Genomic DNA, 18796 nt, shown 5'->3' on the forward strand with positions numbered 1-18796 from the left:
GCAAAGGTCTATCAAAATATAAAAAAGCATATTTACCACCAATCTTTTCAAGCTGACAAAGCGTTAAAGAACTAGTAAGCTAAGATAAAATGCAATTTACTCCTTATTTCAAAAATAAGGTCTTGTTAAAAAGACCCTATTTGAAAGCAGAGTGGATCGAAAAAACTCTAAATAATCCGATCAAAGTGAAAAAACAGCCTGACGGACGAATACGTCTTTGGAGTTACATTGAGGAAGCCCAAAAGTATCTTCGCGTTGTTGTTGAACCAGATGGAGAAACCGTACACAATGCCTTTTTTGATAGGGGGTTTAAGAAATGAAAATTCAATATTTCCCGGAAGACGATATTTTGTACATAGATTTGGCAGAAAAAAATAGCGTTGAATCAGAAGAAGTTGCCTCTGGAATCGTGGTTGATTTTGATGAAAACGGCTTTCCAGTAGGTATTGAAATTAGCAATGCGAGCAAGATTATCAGCCTCGAACAACTTGAAATATCAAACTTCCCTCTTGCCGATCTAATTTTGAAAAAAGCCGCTTAATTTTCAGACTTAGTTTCATAAGCAGAAACGATTTCACCGCCGCCTAAAACCTTGTCTCCTTGATAAAACACCGCAAACTGCCCAGGGGTGATGGCCTGCTGGGGAGTTTTGAAGACAACTTCAGCAGCATCGTTATCCCGAAGAAAGACCTTAGCAGGAGTCTCTTTGTGACGGTAGCGAATGCGCACCAAGGCATCAAATTCGCTTTGGCGATATGCCTCACAAATGAAGTGTACTTTTTCTATTTTTAGCGCTTGTTTTTTTAAGGCTTTTTTCGGGCCGATAATGACACGATTCTTTTCAGGATCAAGGGCCACTACATAGTAAGGCCTACCCAAACGCACCCCAAGGCCTCTTCGTTGGCCAATGGTATAGGCAAATAAGCCTTTGTGTCTGCCAACTATCCGGCCATCCACCGTGACAATCTCTCCCGGAGGAAAATCCTCTGCTTTAAAGAGTTCCCGGTAATCGCCCTTCACAAAACAAATTTCCTGACTTTCAGGAGAAGTAAGATTAAAAAGACCCAATTTTACAACTTCTTTAATTACGTCCTCTTTCCGCCAATCCCCTAGAGGAAAAATGCTTTGGGCTAATTGGTCTTGCCGTAAAATAGCCAAAAAATAAGATTGTTCTTTGCTTGGGTCTTTACCTTTATAAAGTTCGTAGCAGCCATTTTTTTCATTGAAGAGCACGCGAGCATAATGACCCGTGGCAAGTTTTTCAGCACCAAGTTCTTTAGCCTTTTCAAGTAAAAGACCAAACTTAATCTCTCGATTGCAGATAATACATGGATTAGGGGTTAAACCTTTGCGGTAAGAATCTTTGAAATAAGCGATTATTTTTTCCTGAAAAGGCTTGCGCAGGTCAGCTATTTTCAAATCGATTTTTAAAGCGCGACAAATTTCTTTTATCCGCGCAATTTCTTTTTCGGGGTCATTTTGGGAAAGCAAGGCAAAAAGGCCAAAAATATCTTTGCCTGACCTTCGCAACAGATAAGCACAAAAAGTGCTATCTACCCCCCCGCTCAAAGCTACGGCAATCATTTAGCCAAGTTCTGCTAGCTCCCGGTGGAAATAGGCCTCCATGGCGCGGACAATACAGGCGGGCATACAAAGTTCACAACCTGTACAGCGCTCAGGATTGAACTTCACTTCCATGGTCTCACGGTCCACATAAAGGGCCTGGGTAGGACAAACTGCGGTGCAAAAGCCACAGTGAATGCATTTTTCTTCGTTTTTACGAATTTCCTGGCTGATGGTCTTTATCTCCACGCCGAGTTCACGCAGAAATGCAAGGCCCTTGTTGAACTGGGCGGGATGGCCTGAAAGCTCCATCACCATCAAGCCCTCTTTGCCAGGAAGAATGGTGGCCTTGAGAATGTTAAAAGAAAGATCAAAATCCTTTACTAGACGATACACAATGGGCTGATCCACTACGTCTGCAGGAAAACGCAAAACAAGGATCTTTTTATACATTGGTTCCTCCTTGCAAATACGCGGTATAAGGCGCAAGGTCAAAAGCTGGGTCTAAGGTACGCGCCTTTTCGAAATATTCAAAGGCCTCTTCTTTCAAGCCCAAAGCTGCCAGACAAGCACCAATATTAGCATACTCTCTTGGTTCTTGTGGGTTAAGAGCCACCGCTTGTAAATAGGACTCAAGGGCCGCATCAGGCTTACCCTGCTTAAAACGCGCCGTTCCAAGGATATTCAAAAGCTCAGGAAAAGTTCCGTACGTAAGCCCCTTTTCCGCAGCCTTCTCTGCCTTTTGGTACTCTTCAGCCTGTAAGAAAACATAAGCAAGATGACAATAAATTGCCGGAATGTCATCGAATTTGGGCTTAAGCGAAAGAGCCCTTTCCAGGGTTTCTGCCGCCTCATGATAATGGCCAAGGGCCATCAGAATCCTTCCCAAGTAAGCGGCCACATAATAGCGATCTATTTCTTTGTAAATTTCTTTAAGAATAGAAAAAGCCTTTTCAGGAGGAAGATAAAGCGAAACAGTGCGTACTAGCTGATAAAGGGGGTTCAAGAAAATTCTTTCCCGGAAATAGATCCCCGGGACAACAGCATAGACCGCAGGGATATCGATACCAGGGCAGGCTATGTCCAGCAAAAACAGATGATAGCCCTTTTCCGCAAGTTTTTGGGCAAAAACTTTCAGCTCTAAAGCGTGATCCTCAAAAGAAACATCAGGAAGCTCACTAAGCTTGATCTTACCTTGTGCTTTCACGATGATTTCAGCCTCTTCAAGGGTTTGATATTTTGGAAGCCCACTTTCAAGATATTTGCCGTCGGTGTCAAAATCACCAGCAAGCTGGGCAACCTCTGTTAAAGCCCGAATCAAAGCCCTATCAGGGCTTGTGGCAGTGCCTGCGGTATAGACTAACTCAGAATGATGAGGGAAAGTTGAAGGATCATAGGCCATAGCAGCTATAGTAGGAACAGGCATATCGTAGGTGATATCCCGTAGGAAAAGTTTGGCGCCAAGCCTTTCAAAGCAAGCCAGGAGATTTTTGGCCTCTTGAGAAATCCTGTCAAGATCTATCTCTTTAAAAGGTTCTTTAGCACGACTTGCCAGGGCGGAGGTGTGTCTTTCTATAAGTTCGCAGGTAGCCTGTACCCCGGCTTCGGCATAGGTATTGCCCGCAGCAGAGCCGTTATATTCGTAAAGAAGCCAAAACCAATAAAAAGGGAGCTTGACTTCTCGCTCTTGATACACGTCAAAGGCCTTTGCCATGTGAAAAGGGACCTTGGGCAATACCTTAGCGCATATTTCTGTTGCCTTTTTGTCGTCATCTGGATCAATAACCGAAGAAAGCAGTACTTCCCCAGGAATGACATTCTGCGTCTCGCTATACACTTCGAGGGGAAAGTCGTTATTCTTTACCGTCCAAAAAAGAGAAAAGCGCTCCACTAACTCCATCAGTGCACTAGCGCGGGCTAGGCTTTCGTTTGAACCTTTCCCCATTTGCTTAACATTTCCCGTAATCTTTAGCCCATCTGCCCCATAGACGCTGATATAAACAGGAATACCAAGACGTCCCTTGTCAATGCGTTTTAATTCGCTAAAAACCTCAGCACCAAAATTTTTTAGCCGTTCTTCAACCAGAGAAATTGTCTCCTCCGGCGAGCGGCTTTTATCAGCTATCTTTTTAGGTGATGGAGCCAAAAATTTACCTGCTAGCATCAAAATCTCCTTACAAAAATTAATTTTTAAGGAAAGTATTTGTAAAAATCTTTTCTATGCAACACCCTCATTACTTCCACATTTTCACCATGAACTTCAATCCCAATACGATAGTCACCAACCCTAATGCGGAATCTATAAGGATAGCCTTTTAAGGGCTTAATGTTTGGGATTTCTCGAAGACTTCTGGCGGTAGGTAGCTTATGAAAAACCAAATCAAAAATTTCTTCGTAGATCTTTGCAGATTTAAGTTTTTTCAACTCTTTAAGAAAGAGCTTTCGGTAAGTTACTTTCACTACTCATCTTCCAAATATTTAAGGGCTTCCTCCTTTGAATAGAGAGGAGTTTTTTTGGCTTCATCCATAGCCTTATTAAGACAATAATCTTCTATGGTTTCTATCATTTCTGCTAAAGAAGTAGGTGAATCTGGAAAAATTCGCTGCCATAATTCAATGGGTATGAACACACCTTTCACACGGCCCTTAGCATCTGTTAGGTATTCTAGTTCTGCCATTACCTAAAACTCCTGTGGTTGATTGAAGTCTATTTTAAAGTAAAAAGGTAGGAAAGAAAAGGGCGAGAAGGGGGAGAGGAATCTCCCCCTAAAAATTTAGGCAACCTTGATTTCAATCTTCTTAGGCTTCTGAGTCTCTACCTTGGGAAGGAAAATGCGCAAAACACCAGCATCCATAGAAGCCTCTACTTTGTCCAGATCAAACTCTGGTCCAATGGTAAAGGCCCTGAAATACTCTGTGCCTCTTAGCTCTGCATAAAGAGGCTGAACATCCTCTGCGGGAAGATCAACAATTTCCCCTTTCATTTGAAGCACATTTTCTTCAATTTTTACTTCTACGCTATCTTTGGTAACTCCTGGCATATCAGCCACTAAAATCAATCCGTCATCGGTTTCGTATATATCCACCGGCGGAATCATGGGACGTTCTTTACGCACCGCCGGAGCCTGCTCTTCACGGGTAGCAAGTTCTTTGGTTTCCTTTTCAGCCATAACTCATCCCTCCTTTCTTGAAATTAGCTGGTTTTTACTTCGATTTTCTTGGCTTTCTTTTCTTCGCGCTTAGCAATGCGCACTTTAATGATGCCGTTTTGATAGGTCGCCTCTACCTGAGAAGGATCTATGGACTCGGGCAAAGAAACCGCCCTGGTAAACCGTCCGTTAAAACGTTCCTGACGGTAGTAACGGGCAGGATCAACTTTTTCTACTTTAAGCGCTTTGGTAGCATCCCTTTCGCCACTAATGGAAAGGATATTGTCTTCGATGGTTAAGTCTATCTTGTCAATCTCTATGCCTGGTGCAAAAAGATACACATATACTGCATCGTTTGTCTCTCCAATGTTAATTACCGGAAAAGTCCCACGCGCTATCGTACGCATGGGCACAAAAGGGCTAGTAAACTCAAAAAGTCTGTCAACTTCTTCTTGCAAACGTTCAAATTCACGGAATGGATCAAAAAAATCTATTCCCCAACCAATAGGCATAATTGCCACCTCCTTTTAGGATTTTGCTTTCAATTTCTCTTCCTAGCTGAGAAAATAAGCACTGCTTTTCTTGATGCAAGGGAAGGGTTAGTCTGTTAAAAAATCTGTTTTATGATGAAAACTAGCCTTATAAGTTAAGTCCAATTAAGGAGGTTGCAATGATTATTGCCGTAATGAGTGATAGCCACGATGCTATTCCTAACTTGCGCCAGGCGGTAAATCTTGCCAATGAAAAAAAAGCCCAGGTTTTAATCCATTGTGGCGATTTGATTTCGCCCTTTATGGTACTTGAGCTTGCCAAGTTTAAAGGTGAAGTCCACTTAATCCTGGGAAACAATCCCGGAGATGTCTGGCTTCTTACCCAAAGAATCGCGGACTTTAAAAACATCCACTTCCACGGACAACATGCCTTTTTAGAAATTGCCGGGCTAAAAATCGCAGTGTGTCATTTCCCTGCCATGGCGGAGGGGCTAGCTGCCACAGGTAAATACGACGTAGTCTGTTATGGCCATTCCCACGAATATGATGTTCAAAAGGTGGGCAATACCCTTCTTCTTAATCCTGGAGAAATATTAGGCAAAGAAGGGCCTCCAACTATGATTATTTTTGACACCGAGACCAAAAACGTAGAAAAGGTGACCATTGATGCGGGTTGCTGTTGATACCGGCGGCACTTTTACGGATTTTGTTGCTGAAATAGAAGGAAAACTTATCACGCACAAAGTATCCTCCACACCGGAAGATCCATCCCGGGCCGTATTAACCGGCTTAAAACAAATGGGGTGCCCTTCCCCGGAAGTGCTACTCCATGGAACAACCGTTGGCACCAACGCCTTTTTAACACGCAAAGGAGCCAAGGTTCTTTTGGTTACCACCAGGGGTTTTGAAGACGTAATCTTTATTGGTCGGCAAAACAGACCCAAGCTCTTCGACTTTTTTGTGGAAAAACCAAAACCCATTATTTCCGCAAGCCAAATAGTGGGATTAAACGAACGCGTAAATGCCAAAGGAGAAATTTTGAAGGCCCTATCCAAAGAAGAGCTTTCGTTACTAAAAAAACTTCTAGAAAAGAAAAAGTTTGAGGCGGTTGCGGTGAGCTTTTTGCACTCCTATGCCAATCCCAAACACGAACAACTAGTAAAAGAAGCCCTTAAAGACACAGGCCTTTTTATTTCGCTTTCTTCTGAAATTTTGCCTGAGTTTCGTGAGTTTGAGCGGACCTCTACCACCCTGGTAAATGCCTATCTTGCTCCGGTAATGGCCTCTTACGTAAGCAATTTAAAACGCAACCTAGAAGAGACAAAGCTTTTTCTAATGCAATCAAGTGGGGGGCTTATGCCCGCAGAAGCCGTGGGGAAATGGGCTGCGGCCACTCTTCTTTCCGGCCCCGCTGCAGGCGTTTACGGGGCCTTTTCCTTGGCAAGGGCGCTGGGACGGCCACGAATCATCACCTTTGACATGGGGGGAACCTCCACTGATGTTTCCCTGTGTGACGGCGCTCCCACCTTTACCCGACAATACAGCCTAGAAGGCTATCCAGTGCATTTAAAACAAATCGACATCCATACCATTGGCGCAGGCGGAGGCTCTTTAATTTATTTTGACCGGGGCAGGGCTTTAAAAGTCGGGCCGGAAAGCGCTGGCGCTATGCCAGGGCCAGCGTGTTACGGTCGCGGGGGCCAAAGACCCACCGTTACCGACGCTAATCTCCTACTTGGCCGCCTTTTGCCGGACTTTTTTCTCGGTGGCCGCTTAAAACTGCACATGGAACTTGCGCAAAAAGCCTTTGCCAAGTTGGCTAAAGAATCTTCTCTTTCCCTTTATGAACTCGCTTTGGGTGCCATAGAAATAGTGAACACCAATATGGAACAGGCTGTAAAAAAGGTCTCTGTAGAAAGAGGCCTTGATCCGCAGGACTTTACATTGGTGTGTTTTGGAGGGGCAGGGGGGCTTCATGCCACAGCGCTGGCAGAAAGATTGCGCATCAAGGAAGTCTTGGTGCCCAGGTTTTCCGGAGTGCTTTCAGCACTTGGCCTTTTGATGGCACGCCCTTCCTTTGATTTTTCACGTGCTGTTTTTCTGCGTAACTACGAAGTGGCCTTTGAATATCTTTTGCCACTTCTTGAAGAACTTGCTGCTTCTGCCTTAAAAGAACTTGCACGATACGGATACCAACGCGAAGAACTGCGCGCTGAGGCTGAAATTGACCTGCGCTATCAAGGACAGTCCTATGAACTAACCCTCCCCTTTACTTATGATTTCAAAGAACGTTTCCATGCCTTACATCAACGCCTTTACGGCTACAGCATGCCCCTTGCTCCGCTTGAAGTCACTGCGGTAAGGCTCAACCTCTCTCTTGATCCCCCTAAAATCGAACTTCCGCGCTTAACCAACAAAAAGCTACCAGGTAAAGTCTTTACCGAAGTTTTACTCCCTAACGGCCAATTAGAAAAAACAGCAGTTTTGGTGTGGGAAGACCTCCCTGCAGGATATGAAACCAAAGGCCCGGCACTGATTGTAGGTGAGTTTGCTACTATCTGGGTTGAGCCAGGTTGGCGGGCTTTTTGTGACCAGTATGGAAACGTTTGGCTTACCCGTTGACGCCCTTTATCCCTACTGTTAGCCTAGAGAGCAAAGCTTAATCACAGGAGTTTGTCATGAGAAGGTTCCTGTCCCTTGTAATCCTTTTCCTTTTAATATTTGCAACAAATCTCCTAGCCAAGCAGGTAACGGTCGCCATTTTGCCTTTCAAAATAAACGCCAAAGAAGATCTATCGTATGTTAAGCAAGGCATTCAAGATATGCTTAGCACCAGACTTTATGATGACGGAAAAGTCATCGTTGTTGACCAAGCCAAAGTAAACGAAGCCCTAAAAGATATTAAAGAGCCAATTACCTCTGAAAAGGCCCGTGAACTAGGGAAAACACTTGGGGCTGATTACGTGGTTATCGGAAGCCTTACCTCTTTCGGCCAAAAAGTAAGCCTTGATGCCAAAATCATCCCTGTAAACGAAAACAAACCGCCTTTTGCCGTATATACCTATGCCAACGATTTAGATGACCTAGTCCCAAAGCTTGATGATTTTGCCAAACGCGGCCTTGCCTACCTTGAAGGCAAGCCCTTTGATGCGCTTGCAAACGAGAAGCCAATAGAACCTACTCCTGTGGCAGAACCCAAAGCCCTGGCACGGCCTGTAGCTCCTCCCCCTGCTGATGTAAACAAAATGCACCCTGAAAGGGTCTTTCGCATGGAACAGCCCGAAGCTTCAAATGTGCAAGCACCACAGGGCCCACCTCCTGCCCCAGAGGTCCGTGCCCCCAAATACTCTGAAGTTGATTCCTGGCCTGATTATCGCCCAGAGGAAGTGGCTCCTCAAGCTCCACCAGCACCACAGTATCAGGTTCAACAAAAGCCCAAGAAAAAGAGCTTTTGGTCTAAGCTCCTTCCCTGGAACTGGTTCGGTAGAGACGAAGAAGAGGTGATAGCCCCTAAGGGGAGCGTGCCTCCACCACCTCCACCACCTCAAGCCCCAGGTACTCAAGCCACGGCTCCTCAATCACCTGGTACCCCTCCACCGCCTCCAGGGGACGCTCAGCCTGCCTCAGGTGCTCAAGCACCTTCTCAGGGAGGTAAGACCTGGGAATGGTATTAAAAAAACGCCAGAGCACCGGGACAAATTCATCAAACTCGAAATCCTTAAGACACTTCGCCTGGCAGTCTCTGGGGTCTTCACCATTGATGACACAATCACATTTTACCGCGCAAACAAACGCACGGCCGTAAGGCGCCCAGTTGCGCCAGGAGGTAGGCCCAAAAATAGCTAGGGTATAAAGCCCAAGAGCTGAAGCCAAATGGCTCACCCCTGAGTCATGGCCAATAAAGGCAAAGGCCTTTTTCATTACGCCTTGTAAGGTTTCGACTTCTTCACAAAAAATACAGGAAAAGCCTGAAGCCTTCTTAAGGCCTATTTCCGCAGGGCCTAACAAAAATAACGGCGCAAAGCCCAAATCCTCAAGAAACTCGTAAAGTTTTCGCCAGAAGGCCAGAGGGAGATTCTTAAGAGGGCTTCCACTTCCAGGATGTAGCAGAATCCTAGACCCAATGGGGCTATCACCGAAGAGAAAAAGACCATCTTTTTTTATAGAAGCTAGCTTAAATTTTTTTCCACCCTGCGAAAAAAGACCCTCAACCTGAGTCAGGGCAAGATGCCTGTTCTCAAAAGGCCTTGATGGCAAAAAAACCGGCTTTACAGGTAAAAAACTATTTATAACTTCTTCAAGAGACGATGAAGCTGCAAAAACGTAGGCTTTTGACACATCCGAGGCCAAACTTGGCAAGACCTGTAGGCTTGTGGGAAAAGAATTTTCCACTAACCTGGCTTGCTCAAAAAGTTTACGCACTTCATTCCTGGCAAAAAGGATAAGTGGAGTACCTGGATGCAATTTTTTTATTTTTCTGATAGCAAGACGAGCCAGGAGAAGGTCTCCCAAAGCTCCCTCATGCCAGACAATTATCATTCCGCAGGATGGCCTACAGAAGCAAGATAAACTACAGTTTCTTCCTCACCGTCAAGGCCCAGGAGTTCGTTTACCTCATCGTCAAAAAAGGCGCCGATAGGGCAAGCCCCAAGCCCCATAGCTGAAGCTGCCAAAAGGACATTCTGGCAAATATGAGCCACATCCATAAAAATATATCGCACCCCGCGAGAGCCATACTTACTCATGGTACGCCTCGGAATAACTGACCAGACAAAAACAAGCGGGGCTCTGGCACACATGTACTGTGAAAGAGAGGCCTCTGCCAGGGCCTGGCCAAATTCACCCTGGGCAAGCTGCTCAAGCGCAAAATCCTGCACCTCAAGATGATAAATCCCCGCAGGGAGCTCTTCGGCACGATTCACAAACAGATAAGTCTCAACAGGATATAGCGCCCCTGCCGAAGGAGCAGTGCGCAAGAGATAGCGCCCAACTTCTGCGGTAATCCCCTGAGCTGCAAAACAAAGAAGCGCAATCTCATCAAGGGTCAACGCCTGAGGGAGATATTTTCTGATTGAGCGGCGCGAAACAAGGGCCTGCCAGAGGTTCTCTGGCCCAAAACGTGGCCTTGGTAAAGACAGCCGGGGAGCATCCGGATAAACCTTAAACCAGGGAGCCGGAGTAATATTTTCTTCCCTGCGCAAGAAAAGTTCTTTGCGGTCGTGTTTAGTAGCCTGGATAAATTTAAACCCGAGAGATTTTTTATAATCAGGCATGGTGTTTCCCCTGAGTTTTTTGGCGGCGCCTTTTGCGTCTTTTTCCAGGAATCTCTAAACTCAAGATCTCTTTTTCTAATTTAATGATGATTTGGGCAAGGGAAAGGGCCTCGGTAAAATAGCTTTTTCGGGCGAGGCGAGTAGGCATTCTGTTGCCGCGTAAAAGATGAAACTTGATAGGCCAAGTGCCTGCCAGGACCTGCAGCGTATTTTCGAAAAGCTCTTTCTTGAAATCAAAAGGATAAAAGACTTTTTTCATGTAATCACGGATGAGCTGGGTGGGGCGCCCTGTTCTTTCGGGAAAGCGGGCCAGGCGACCTTCCCCCACCAAAAAGGGATAAAGAAACAGAGCAAGTTTCTGGGCCTCGGTTAGTTCTTCTCTTTTGGCCTTTTTGTCTCCCCAGGAAAGAAGCTTAAAGAAAAATTTTTTCTCTTCTGCAGGGGCCTTTTCAAGGTATTTCCCGTAAGAGGGAAAAATTTCTTTAAATAAGCCGCTTTTTAGCATGAGCTCTGCCCAGGGCCTTGTCCAAAAGCCTAAAACATCCTTTAGCCATTCATCGCGAATCCGCATCACGGGGCAAAGCATTATCTTTTCGCGGTGGCGTAAAATGGCCTCCCAGGTGTTTTCTTCAATAACAAAGCCTGTGCGGGCTGCGTGCCGTATGGCCCGAATCATGCGCACCGGATCCCTTATGAAACGTATGTCAGGAGGCCCTATCACCCGAATGATACCCGCGCGCAAGTCCTTCATGCCGCCCACGTAATCGATTATGCTGAAATCGGAAATATTGTAAAAAAGGGCATTTATCGTGAGGTCTCGGCGAAAAGCATCTTGGTAAGGAGTGCCAAAGACTTCTATCCCCTCTTCAGCAGTTTCAGGCCCACGAAAGGTTACCACTTCAATAAACTTTCCCTTAGGAAAATACACATGGACCAGACGAAAGCGTCTGCCTATGATGCGGCTCCAGCGAAAAAGCTTGCGAATCTCCTCAGGGCGGGCGTCTGTGCCTACGTCGAAGTCTTTGGGCTTAATTCCTAAGAGAAGATCTCTTACGCTTCCACCCACCAAGTAGGCAAGATAGCCTGCTTTTTTGAGACGATAGAGGACTTTTAAGGCCTCAGGCGAAATATCTTTACGGGAGATATTATGCTCTCCACGAGGAATAATAACCGGCTGAGGAATATCTTTTTCGGCAAATAATTCGCCTTGCTTTAAGTTCTTTTCCTTTAACAACATTTTCTATTTTCTGACCCATAAGTAAAATGGCATACATCCTTAAAAGACCTTTGCAAAATTGCCAAGATCAGGAACGGACCCTAAAACTGACCTTAAGAAAAAGTGTTTGCAAAGGTCTCACTTCAGTTTACTCAATTTGCAGCACTTTTACGAAAGACCTTGGGATCAATGCCGTATTTTTTTATTTTGTAATTTAGGATTCTCAAGCTCGTATCAAGTATTCTTGCGGCTTTACTCTGATTCCCCCGAGCCTCTTTTAAGGCTTCCACTATAAGCTCAACTTCTACTTCTTTTACTGCCTGCGCCAGACTCTTAGTGGTTTTGGTGCTTGAGCTTTCAGCAGTTTGCAGGCTTTGGGGCAGGTGATAGCTACGGATGACCTCCTCGTCGCAAACAAGCACCGCCCGTTCAATTACATTTTCAAGTTCGCGTACGTTTCCTGGCCAGTGGTATTGCACGAGAAGATCTATCGCCGGAGAAGAAAGGCGTTTTATATTCTTGCCGTACTCTTTGCTATATTTTTCGAGGAAAAACTCCGCAAGAGGAATAATATCAGTGGCCCTTTCCCTAAGGGGCGGAAGATATATGGGAAAGACATTTAAGCGGTAATATAGATCTTCCCGAAACAGACCCTGTTCTACGAGCTCTTCCAGGTTACGATTAGTAGCGGTAATAATACGCACGTCAACTTTGATGGGCTTGGTGCCGCCTACCCGGTAAAATTCTTTTTCCTGAATAACGTGTAAAAGCTTGGCCTGAAGAGGAAGTGGCAGATCACCTATCTCATCAAGAAAAATCGTACCTCCGTTTGCCTCTTCAAATAGGCCTTTTTTGCGGCCAAGGGCGCCGGTGAAGGCCCCACGTTCATAGCCAAAAAGCTCTGATTCAATCAGGTTTGCTGGAAGCGCAGTACACGCCACGGTAATAAAAGGGCCACTTGCCCGGGGGCTATTAAAATGGATTATCTTGGCAATCAACGACTTTCCCGTTCCTGATTCGCCCCTTAGAAGCACCGTGGCCGAGCTTGGCGCGACCCGTTCGATCATCTGTAGGACTTCTTGCATGCGCGAACTAAGGCCAATGAAGTTCTCCAAACGATATTTGCCCTTAAGTTCCTGTTTGAGCTTGAGGTTTTCTTCGAGGAGTTTTTCTTTTTCTTCCTGAATAGCCTGGATGTTGGCCACGGACTGGGCAATAAGCCCGGAAATAATAGTCAAAAAACGCACGTCTTCTTCAAGAGAAATTTCTTCGCTAAAAATACGGTCAACCGAAAGGGTGCCCAAAATTTTCGCCCCGCTTTTAATAGGAACGCATATAAAAGAAATTTTTTCTTTTTCGCCCTTCTTACGGCTGCGCGTACGATTAAGAAAACGCGGGTCTTCTGCTATGGCTGGCACCACAATAGGCTGGCCAGTGGCCACTACCTGGCCGGTAATCCCTTCACCCAGGCGATAACGACCACGTTTGCGGGCATCAGCCGTAAGACCATGGGCTACTTCGATCTGGATCTCCTGAGTGCGGGGATTAAAAATGGTTATGGTTCCCCTACGCATGTCGAGTTTTTTTGCTAAAATAGCAAGAACTTCCTCTAAAGCCTCACGCATATTAAGCGAACTCGATAGAGTCTTTGCAATCTCATAAAGGCAGCTAAGCTCTTCAACCTCTCGCGGCTGCATTGACTTCCTCACCTCTTACAATTTTGTCAAACAGTCTAACCACAAAATAGAAACTTGCAAAAGATATTTAACACTGGTCCTTGCAAATACCTTCTTTTAAGGCCCCTGCGCTTGTACTTGCAATACTGATCCCGATAATTTTGCAAAGGTCTCTTACAAAATAAGCTTAGCTACATTGACCAAAGCCATTGGTAAGATAAACTTATGAACATGTTAATTATTCCTGAGATTACCATGCCCGAATTTGAAAAGGGCCTTGAGGCAACGAAAACTATTATCCTGCCCTTTGGCTCTACCGAAGAACACGGACCACACCTTCCCTTGGGCACAGATACGCTTCAAATGTATGAAATAGCCAAGCTTGCAGCAAAAAAGCGCCCACTTTTTGTAGGGCCGCCGGTGTTTTATGGACTGTGCCGTAGCACTAAAGAGCACCCTGGCACCATTAGCATTAGTGGAAAAACCCTGCACAGCCTGGTTTTAGACTTACTTTCTTCTTATTACGACCAGGGGCTTAGAAATTTTTTGCTTTTTTCCGGGCATGCTGGAGGCACACATCTTGCTTTTATCCTTGATGCGGCTGAAGAATTCTTAGAAAAACAAAAAGAGGCTAAAGTAGCAGTGGCTTCAATCCTTGAACTGCTTGAGATGGCTGCCAAAGACCTACTTGAGACCCCTAAAGACTCTCACGCCGGGGAATTTGAAACCTCTATCATGCTCCACTTTTACCCTCAGCTGGTCAAAGGCTCTGCTAAAGAAGAATATCCGCATTTCCCTAAGCCTTTTTTGGTACGTAACAAGAGAAAATTTTGGCCAAGTGGGGTGTGGGGAGATCCTCAGAAAGCATCTGCCCAAAAGGGAAAAGGCTTTGCGGAAAAAATTGCCGAACTTATCGTCAAAATTGCCGACGAAATCGAATCTTTTAAGGAGGATACGTAATGAAAAAACTTATTACCCTAACCATGGCACTTGCTTTTTTAGCCTGGGCCCAGGTGCTTGCCGCCAAACAAAACATCCCCTGGGACACCAAAATAAACACCTTTAGTTGTTCAAAGCAGGTTGCCAAGCTTGAGAACTTCAAGGGCAAGGTCCTTTTGGTTAACTTCTTTGCTACTTATTGCCCACCTTGCCAAGTAGAACTCCTTGAATTTTCTGATCTTTATCGCAAATTCAACCCTCAGGGCCTTGAAATTCTCACTTTCATGGTTGACCAAGGGGGCGAAAGAGTGCTTCCCCACTTGATTTATTCCAAAAACATCAAATATTGCGTGGCCATTGCCAATGACGAAATACTTTCTGCTTTTGACTGGCCGGACATTTTGCCTACGACCTTCATAATCGATCAAAAAGGAAACATTGTGAAAAAATACGTAGGCTACGCAGGCAAAAAAGAATTAGAAAAAGAAATACTGAATCTTCTGAAGAAAAATTAGGGTTTGACAACTATTTGAGGCGGCCCTTCTTCCACATAGCCAATCTGGGCTGCCTCAAAAACACCTTTTTCCAGCAGCTTACGGAAAAATTCTTCTTTCTTTCCAGATGGTACGCTTATTAAAAGCCCGCCTGAGGTTTGCGCGTCATAAAGCAAAGTAAGAAGGTCTTTATCGACTTCTTTTTCGACTTTTACGTGCTTTTCACAAAAACGGATATTGTCATAATCTCCTGCTGGGATAAGCCCCATTTTTAAAAAGGATAGGGCCTCTTTGATAACAGGAACCTTACTTGCTTCAATAACAAGCTTTACGTTGCTTGCCTGGGCCATTTCCAGGGCATGTCCAAGCAGGCCAAAGCCGGTAATATCTGTGGCCGAGGACACCCCTACTTCCATCATGGCCTCTGAGGCTGCTTTATTAAGCGCTGCCATGACTTCGATCATGCGTCTTTCCGCAGTCTTGTCTGCCAAGCCGCCTTTTACCGCGGTGGCAAGGATCCCTGTGCCAAGGGGTTTGGTGAGAAAGAGCACGTCTTTTGGCTTTGCGCCGGCATTGGTAACGTATTTTTCTGGATGGACCACCCCTACCACCGAAAGTCCGTATTTTATCTCGGGGTCATCAACGCTGTGGCCCCCTGCTAGCACAGCTTCTGCTTCTTTTATTTTTTCAATGCCTCCGCGGAGGATTTCTTTAAGGATGGCTTTGTCTTCTTTTTTTGGGAAGCAAACGATGTTTAGGGCAAGAACGGGACGCCCTCCCATGGCGTACACGTCAGAAAGCGAATTAGCCGCAGCAACTTGACCAAACCAATAGGGATCATCTACTATGGGAGTAAAAAAATCAAGGGTACAAATAATAGCTATCTCATCTGACAAGCGATATATCGCAGCATCTGACGCGGCCTCAAAGCCCACTAAGAGATCAGGGTGCTTAAAAGCAGGCAAATCTTTTAGTATTTCTGCCAGCTCCGCTGGCGGAAGCTTAGAAGCTCACCCCGCCGCCCGGACTTTTTGTGTTAAACGAGATTTCTTTTCCATAATTTGTAATGATAACAGAAATTTTTAGTGGGGAAATATGCTAAAAATTTTGAGGAAGGGTTATAAATGTAAAGTAAGACATTCAACAAATATGAATTTTGAGCCGAAAGGTCTTTACATAAAGGGGCGCGGCAAATGATCTTAGAAGAACAAGAAAAAAATCTTAAAATTACCAAAAATTTCGTTTCCGAAGACGAAAAAATCCCGGCTAAAAAACTAATTCAAATTGTAAACAAGCTTTTTTCCTCCCAATATCACCTCCCCTATGACTATTTTTTAAAAGGTCTTGTGGAAGGATTAAATCTTTGCTCTGCAGCGGTTTATTACAACCAATTAGATTATCGCTGGCAATTAGTTGCCAATCTCGTAGCACGTTATCCCCACCATGAAAAAACCCCGCCATTGCCTGATGTGATTGAATACCAGGATATATGGCCCGGGCTTGAAACCAAATTCGCAGAAGGTGAACGGGTGATGTTCACCGAAGAAGAAATAGAGGCCCTGGGGCTCCTTGATTGTAAAGACCACAAAATCTTTGGGTTCCCTCTTTTTGATGGAAAATGGTGGACAGGACTACTAATCGTTGATTTTGGCAAGAGATCTCCTTCAGACGAAGAACTTGGTCTTATTGACGAACTCGCTTCCGCCCTTTCCTTAGCCATAAAAAGGCAAAAGCGCGAAAGCGAATACCTTGATATTACCCGTGTTTTCCAAGAGCTTTTAAACAATATCCCGTATATCGTAATCCTTACGGACATGCAGGGGCGGTGGCTGCTGGCAAACACTAAAACGAACGAAATTTTTGGCTTTAAGCGGAAAATTTACCAGGGCCAAACCTTTGAACAAATCGCTCAAATAAAACCCCAACTTCAAGGACTTTTAGAGCGCTTAAAAAGGCTCCTTGCCCAGGTTCCAGGGCAAGACACCCCGGTAAAAGAAGTCTTTCGTATTAAGACCAAAGATCGCATACAATGGTGGGAATTTCTGTTAATCCCATTTAAATGCGATTCTGAAAAGCGCATTTTAATCCTTGGCCGAGATATTTCTTCTTTTAGAATTGCCCAGGAAAGACTGCTTACTATCTTGGAAAATCTCCCCGCCATGGTCTATGTGGTTGATCCCAAAACCAAGACCATCCTTTACCACAACACCCTTTTTAAAGAATACTTCGGCCAGGATTATGTAAACAAAGGACCTTGTTACGAATTACTTTACGGAAAAAAGCAGGTTTGTGAATTTTGCCACATAGAAAAAGCCAAAGAAGGGCTCCGTGAGCAAAAAGAAATTTACGACGAAAAACATGGCCGCTGGCTCAAGCTAAACGAAGTCTATATCCACTGGCTTGACCGGGAACTTGTGCGCCTGGGCATGCTGGAAGACATCAGCGAAATTAAGCAACAAGAAGAAGGCATTATCAAGGCCCAAAAAATAGAAGTTCTTGGAAAAATGACCGGTACCGTGGCCCACGAGTTCAATAATATCCTGGCCGTTATTACCGGTTATTTAGATTTGATTCGCTTACACGCAGGGGATGACCCCAAGCTTAAGAGGTACATCGACAAAATTCTTGCGGCCGTAGAAAACGGTTCAAATCTTATCAAGCAATTTTTAATTTTGTCCCGCGGGAAGGTCGATAATAAAGAAGAAACCTGTGATTTGAACTTTTTCCTGAGGGAACAAAAAGAACTTTTCCACAAAATTTTAGGAGAAAATATCGAACTTGAGCTGGAACTATGCCAAGAACCTTTGCCTGTAGGGCTTTCTTTCGAAGAAATGCAACATATCCTTACCAACCTCTTGCTCAATGCTCGCGATGCCATGCCCCAGGGGGGAAAGTTTTTTATTATAACGCGCCTAATAGAAACTTTAAAAGGCCCTGCAGCACTGCTTAAAATCAGGGATACGGGCTGCGGTATAGACAAAAAAGACCTTGCCCGTATCTTCGAACCCTTTTATACTACCAAACCCTCAGGAGAGGGTACCGGTTTAGGTTTAAATGTTATCCTGTCCCTAGTGCGCCGCTGTGGTGGGGAAATAAAAGTAGACAGCGAGCCAGGGCAAGGTACAACTTTTGAGATTATTTTGCCCTTAAAAATGTATCTTGATATAAAAAAGACAGGAGAAAAAGACTTTCCTCATTCAGAGGGAAAACAGGACTTAGCCGTGTCCAAAAAAAGTATCTTAATCGTAGAAGACGAACCCCATATTAGGGAAATGCTTGCGGAGATGCTTGAAGCGCAAGGCTTCGAAGTAGTAGCCGCAGAAAATGGCGAAGATGCCTTGAACAAACTCAAAGAAATAAACTACAAAATCAACCTCATCGTAACGGATGTGGTCATGCCCAAGATGGACGGCGTAAGGCTTTACCGGGAGGTACAAAAAGTCATCCCTGAAGTTCCGGTAATTTTTATCTCAGGTTATGCGGAACACATCCTTGAGCGCTACGGTTTTGACGAAAAAGCCTTTCGCATCATCAAAAAGCCTTTTACCTTTCGCCAACTCCTCGAGGAAGTAGAAAAAGTCTTTAGCGGGATTTCTTTTTAGTAACCACTAGCTCTGTCCTGCTAACATAGGCCCCTTTTAGGGGTTTGCGCGTTTCAAGGCTGTCTGAAAGTCTTTTGATGTTCTCTGTCCTCACATATTGCTTGGCCTTATTAAGAAAACGTCTGGCTTCTTTTACTTTGCCATCAACCAAATAGTCCCTTGCCCTTTTTAAAATGGCGCTTTCGCGCTCAGTTCGCCAGGAAGAAGCATCGGTAAAACCAAAAACCGAAGGCAATTTAAAGACTTTTTCTGCCCCACAGGACGGACAGGCTGGCCAGGGGTCGTTTAGTTTGAGGATCCGCTCAAAAATGTGCCCGCAAACCTCACAGCGAAATTCATAAATCGGCATCTGGCACCTCCGTCTTGCCTGTTTGCTTTTATTTTGTCAAGCTA

Annotated in this window: 20 protein-coding genes and 1 pseudogene; 8 read left to right on the plus strand and 13 right to left on the minus strand. The window is 44.9% G+C overall.

The window, feature by feature from the left end:
• The first annotated feature begins 89 nt into the window (after positions 1-89).
• Both H528_RS14840 and H528_RS0106205 read left to right on the plus strand, forming a co-directional pair.
• The gene (locus H528_RS14840) at positions 90-320 is read left to right on the plus strand and encodes a hypothetical protein (protein WP_022853473.1); all 231 of its coding nucleotides are present in this window, start codon (positions 90-92) and stop codon (positions 318-320) included.
• Positions 317-541 carry a DUF2283 domain-containing protein gene (locus H528_RS0106205; protein WP_022853474.1) on the plus strand — a complete coding sequence of 75 codons (225 nt, stop codon included), beginning with the start codon at positions 317-319 and terminating at the stop codon, positions 539-541. Before H528_RS14840 ends, H528_RS0106205 begins: the two co-directional genes overlap by 4 nt.
• Here the strand turns inward: H528_RS0106205 and mnmA are convergent.
• From mnmA to H528_RS0106240, 7 genes are all read right to left on the minus strand, one after another.
• Positions 538-1584, minus strand: coding sequence for a tRNA 2-thiouridine(34) synthase MnmA (gene mnmA / locus H528_RS0106210; protein ID WP_022853475.1), 1047 nt, complete (start codon positions 1582-1584; stop codon positions 538-540). The genes H528_RS0106205 and mnmA overlap by 4 nt on opposite strands.
• Positions 1585-2016, minus strand: a complete 432-nt coding sequence (locus H528_RS0106215) for an NIL domain-containing protein (RefSeq protein WP_022853476.1) — start codon at positions 2014-2016, stop codon at positions 1585-1587.
• Positions 2009-3727: a YcaO-like family protein gene (locus tag H528_RS0106220; protein WP_022853477.1), complete on the minus strand. Its 1719-nt coding sequence runs from the start codon at positions 3725-3727 to the stop codon at positions 2009-2011. Before H528_RS0106220 ends, H528_RS0106215 begins: the two co-directional genes overlap by 8 nt.
• Before the next feature lie 26 nt (positions 3728-3753).
• A complete protein-coding gene (locus tag H528_RS0106225) occupies positions 3754-4023 on the minus strand; it encodes a type II toxin-antitoxin system RelE family toxin (protein WP_022853478.1) in 270 nt (89 codons plus the stop codon).
• Positions 4023-4241: a hypothetical protein gene (locus H528_RS0106230; RefSeq protein WP_022853479.1), complete on the minus strand. Its 219-nt coding sequence runs from the start codon at positions 4239-4241 to the stop codon at positions 4023-4025. Before H528_RS0106230 ends, H528_RS0106225 begins: the two co-directional genes overlap by 1 nt.
• 96 nt (positions 4242-4337) lie before the next feature.
• Positions 4338-4733 (minus strand): Hsp20/alpha crystallin family protein, encoded by a 396-nt coding sequence (locus tag H528_RS0106235; protein WP_022853480.1) that lies wholly within the window; start codon positions 4731-4733, stop codon positions 4338-4340.
• Between the two features lie 23 nt (positions 4734-4756).
• A complete protein-coding gene (locus tag H528_RS0106240; RefSeq protein ID WP_022853481.1) occupies positions 4757-5224 on the minus strand; it encodes an Hsp20/alpha crystallin family protein in 468 nt (155 codons plus the stop codon).
• Positions 5225-5382: 158 nt separating this feature from the next.
• Between H528_RS0106240 and H528_RS0106245 the strand changes: the two genes are divergently transcribed.
• From H528_RS0106245 to H528_RS14710, 3 genes are read left to right on the plus strand one after another with little or no spacing between them, the layout of a single operon-like run.
• Positions 5383-5886 carry a metallophosphoesterase gene (locus H528_RS0106245; RefSeq protein WP_022853482.1) on the plus strand — a complete coding sequence of 168 codons (504 nt, stop codon included), beginning with the start codon at positions 5383-5385 and terminating at the stop codon, positions 5884-5886.
• Positions 5870-7825, plus strand: a complete 1956-nt coding sequence (locus H528_RS0106250; RefSeq protein ID WP_022853483.1) for a hydantoinase/oxoprolinase family protein — start codon at positions 5870-5872, stop codon at positions 7823-7825. The genes H528_RS0106245 and H528_RS0106250 overlap by 17 nt, the downstream gene beginning before the upstream one ends.
• Before the next feature lie 56 nt (positions 7826-7881).
• The gene (locus H528_RS14710; protein WP_033396345.1) at positions 7882-8877 is read left to right on the plus strand and encodes a CsgG/HfaB family protein; all 996 of its coding nucleotides are present in this window, start codon (positions 7882-7884) and stop codon (positions 8875-8877) included.
• Positions 8878-8998: 121 nt separating this feature from the next.
• Here H528_RS14710 and H528_RS14035 read toward each other — a convergent pair.
• The 4 genes and pseudogenes from H528_RS14035 to H528_RS0106275 all read right to left on the minus strand — a co-directional run.
• Positions 8999-9742 (minus strand): annotated as a pseudogene (locus tag H528_RS14035) (glycosyltransferase family 9 protein); the annotation flags it as partial.
• Entirely contained in the window at positions 9739-10476 is a 738-nt protein-coding gene (locus H528_RS0106265; protein WP_022853486.1) for a SagB/ThcOx family dehydrogenase, read from the minus strand. The gene H528_RS0106265 and the pseudogene H528_RS14035, both read right to left, overlap by 4 nt.
• On the minus strand, positions 10469-11713 hold the full coding sequence (locus H528_RS14040) for a tRNA nucleotidyltransferase/poly(A) polymerase-related protein (protein ID WP_022853487.1): 1245 nt from the start codon (positions 11711-11713) through the stop codon (positions 10469-10471). The genes H528_RS0106265 and H528_RS14040 overlap by 8 nt, the downstream gene beginning before the upstream one ends.
• A gap of 131 nt (positions 11714-11844) precedes the next feature.
• Positions 11845-13389 (minus strand): sigma-54 interaction domain-containing protein, encoded by a 1545-nt coding sequence (locus H528_RS0106275; RefSeq protein ID WP_022853488.1) that lies wholly within the window; start codon positions 13387-13389, stop codon positions 11845-11847.
• A gap of 204 nt (positions 13390-13593) precedes the next feature.
• On the opposite strand from H528_RS0106275, the gene H528_RS0106280 reads away from it, so the two are divergent.
• Complete coding sequence (locus H528_RS0106280; RefSeq protein ID WP_022853489.1) at positions 13594-14328, plus strand: creatininase family protein; 735 nt, start codon at positions 13594-13596, stop codon at positions 14326-14328.
• A complete protein-coding gene (locus H528_RS0106285) occupies positions 14328-14822 on the plus strand; it encodes a TlpA family protein disulfide reductase (RefSeq protein ID WP_022853490.1) in 495 nt (164 codons plus the stop codon). Before H528_RS0106280 ends, H528_RS0106285 begins: the two co-directional genes overlap by 1 nt.
• On the opposite strand, the gene selD is transcribed toward H528_RS0106285, so the two are convergent.
• Positions 14819-15859 (minus strand): selenide, water dikinase SelD, encoded by a 1041-nt coding sequence (gene selD, locus H528_RS0106290; protein WP_084677665.1) that lies wholly within the window; start codon positions 15857-15859, stop codon positions 14819-14821. The two genes, H528_RS0106285 and selD, sit on opposite strands and share 4 nt — an antisense overlap.
• Positions 15860-15994: 135 nt before the next feature.
• Here selD and H528_RS0106295 point away from each other — a divergent pair, with 135 nt between their 5' ends.
• Positions 15995-18403, plus strand: a complete 2409-nt coding sequence (locus H528_RS0106295) for a hybrid sensor histidine kinase/response regulator (RefSeq protein WP_022853492.1) — start codon at positions 15995-15997, stop codon at positions 18401-18403.
• Here H528_RS0106295 and H528_RS0106300 read toward each other — a convergent pair.
• On the minus strand, positions 18384-18752 hold the full coding sequence (locus tag H528_RS0106300) for an FmdB family zinc ribbon protein (RefSeq protein WP_022853493.1): 369 nt from the start codon (positions 18750-18752) through the stop codon (positions 18384-18386). The genes H528_RS0106295 and H528_RS0106300 overlap by 20 nt on opposite strands.
• Positions 18753-18796: the final 44 nt, after the last annotated feature.

Origin of the sequence: Thermodesulfatator atlanticus DSM 21156, assembly GCF_000421585.1 — a bacterium.
Taxonomy (GTDB): domain Bacteria; phylum Desulfobacterota; class Thermodesulfobacteria; order Thermodesulfobacteriales; family Thermodesulfatatoraceae; genus Thermodesulfatator; species Thermodesulfatator atlanticus.

What these genes read in the sequence shown, in the direction of transcription:
- H528_RS14840 (WP_022853473.1), top strand. Translation starts at nt 90, where the DNA reads ATGCAATTTACTCCTTATTTCAAAAATAAGGTCTTGTTAAAAAGACCC.
- H528_RS0106205 (WP_022853474.1), top strand. Translation starts at nt 317, where the DNA reads ATGAAAATTCAATATTTCCCGGAAGACGATATTTTGTACATAGATTTG.
- mnmA (WP_022853475.1), bottom strand. Translation starts at nt 1,584, where the DNA reads ATGATTGCCGTAGCTTTGAGCGGGGGGGTAGATAGCACTTTTTGTGCT.
- H528_RS0106215 (WP_022853476.1), bottom strand. Translation starts at nt 2,016, where the DNA reads ATGTATAAAAAGATCCTTGTTTTGCGTTTTCCTGCAGACGTAGTGGAT.
- H528_RS0106220 (WP_022853477.1), bottom strand. Translation starts at nt 3,727, where the DNA reads ATGCTAGCAGGTAAATTTTTGGCTCCATCACCTAAAAAGATAGCTGAT.
- H528_RS0106230 (WP_022853479.1), bottom strand. Translation starts at nt 4,241, where the DNA reads ATGGCAGAACTAGAATACCTAACAGATGCTAAGGGCCGTGTGAAAGGT.
- H528_RS0106235 (WP_022853480.1), bottom strand. Translation starts at nt 4,733, where the DNA reads ATGGCTGAAAAGGAAACCAAAGAACTTGCTACCCGTGAAGAGCAGGCT.
- H528_RS0106240 (WP_022853481.1), bottom strand. Translation starts at nt 5,224, where the DNA reads ATGCCTATTGGTTGGGGAATAGATTTTTTTGATCCATTCCGTGAATTT.
- H528_RS0106245 (WP_022853482.1), top strand. Translation starts at nt 5,383, where the DNA reads ATGATTATTGCCGTAATGAGTGATAGCCACGATGCTATTCCTAACTTG.
- H528_RS0106250 (WP_022853483.1), top strand. Translation starts at nt 5,870, where the DNA reads ATGCGGGTTGCTGTTGATACCGGCGGCACTTTTACGGATTTTGTTGCT.
- H528_RS14710 (WP_033396345.1), top strand. Translation starts at nt 7,882, where the DNA reads ATGAGAAGGTTCCTGTCCCTTGTAATCCTTTTCCTTTTAATATTTGCA.
- H528_RS0106265 (WP_022853486.1), bottom strand. Translation starts at nt 10,476, where the DNA reads ATGCCTGATTATAAAAAATCTCTCGGGTTTAAATTTATCCAGGCTACT.
- H528_RS14040 (WP_022853487.1), bottom strand. Translation starts at nt 11,713, where the DNA reads ATGTTGTTAAAGGAAAAGAACTTAAAGCAAGGCGAATTATTTGCCGAA.
- H528_RS0106275 (WP_022853488.1), bottom strand. Translation starts at nt 13,389, where the DNA reads ATGCAGCCGCGAGAGGTTGAAGAGCTTAGCTGCCTTTATGAGATTGCA.
- H528_RS0106280 (WP_022853489.1), top strand. Translation starts at nt 13,594, where the DNA reads ATGAACATGTTAATTATTCCTGAGATTACCATGCCCGAATTTGAAAAG.
- H528_RS0106285 (WP_022853490.1), top strand. Translation starts at nt 14,328, where the DNA reads ATGAAAAAACTTATTACCCTAACCATGGCACTTGCTTTTTTAGCCTGG.
- H528_RS0106295 (WP_022853492.1), top strand. Translation starts at nt 15,995, where the DNA reads ATGATCTTAGAAGAACAAGAAAAAAATCTTAAAATTACCAAAAATTTC.
- H528_RS0106300 (WP_022853493.1), bottom strand. Translation starts at nt 18,752, where the DNA reads ATGCCGATTTATGAATTTCGCTGTGAGGTTTGCGGGCACATTTTTGAG.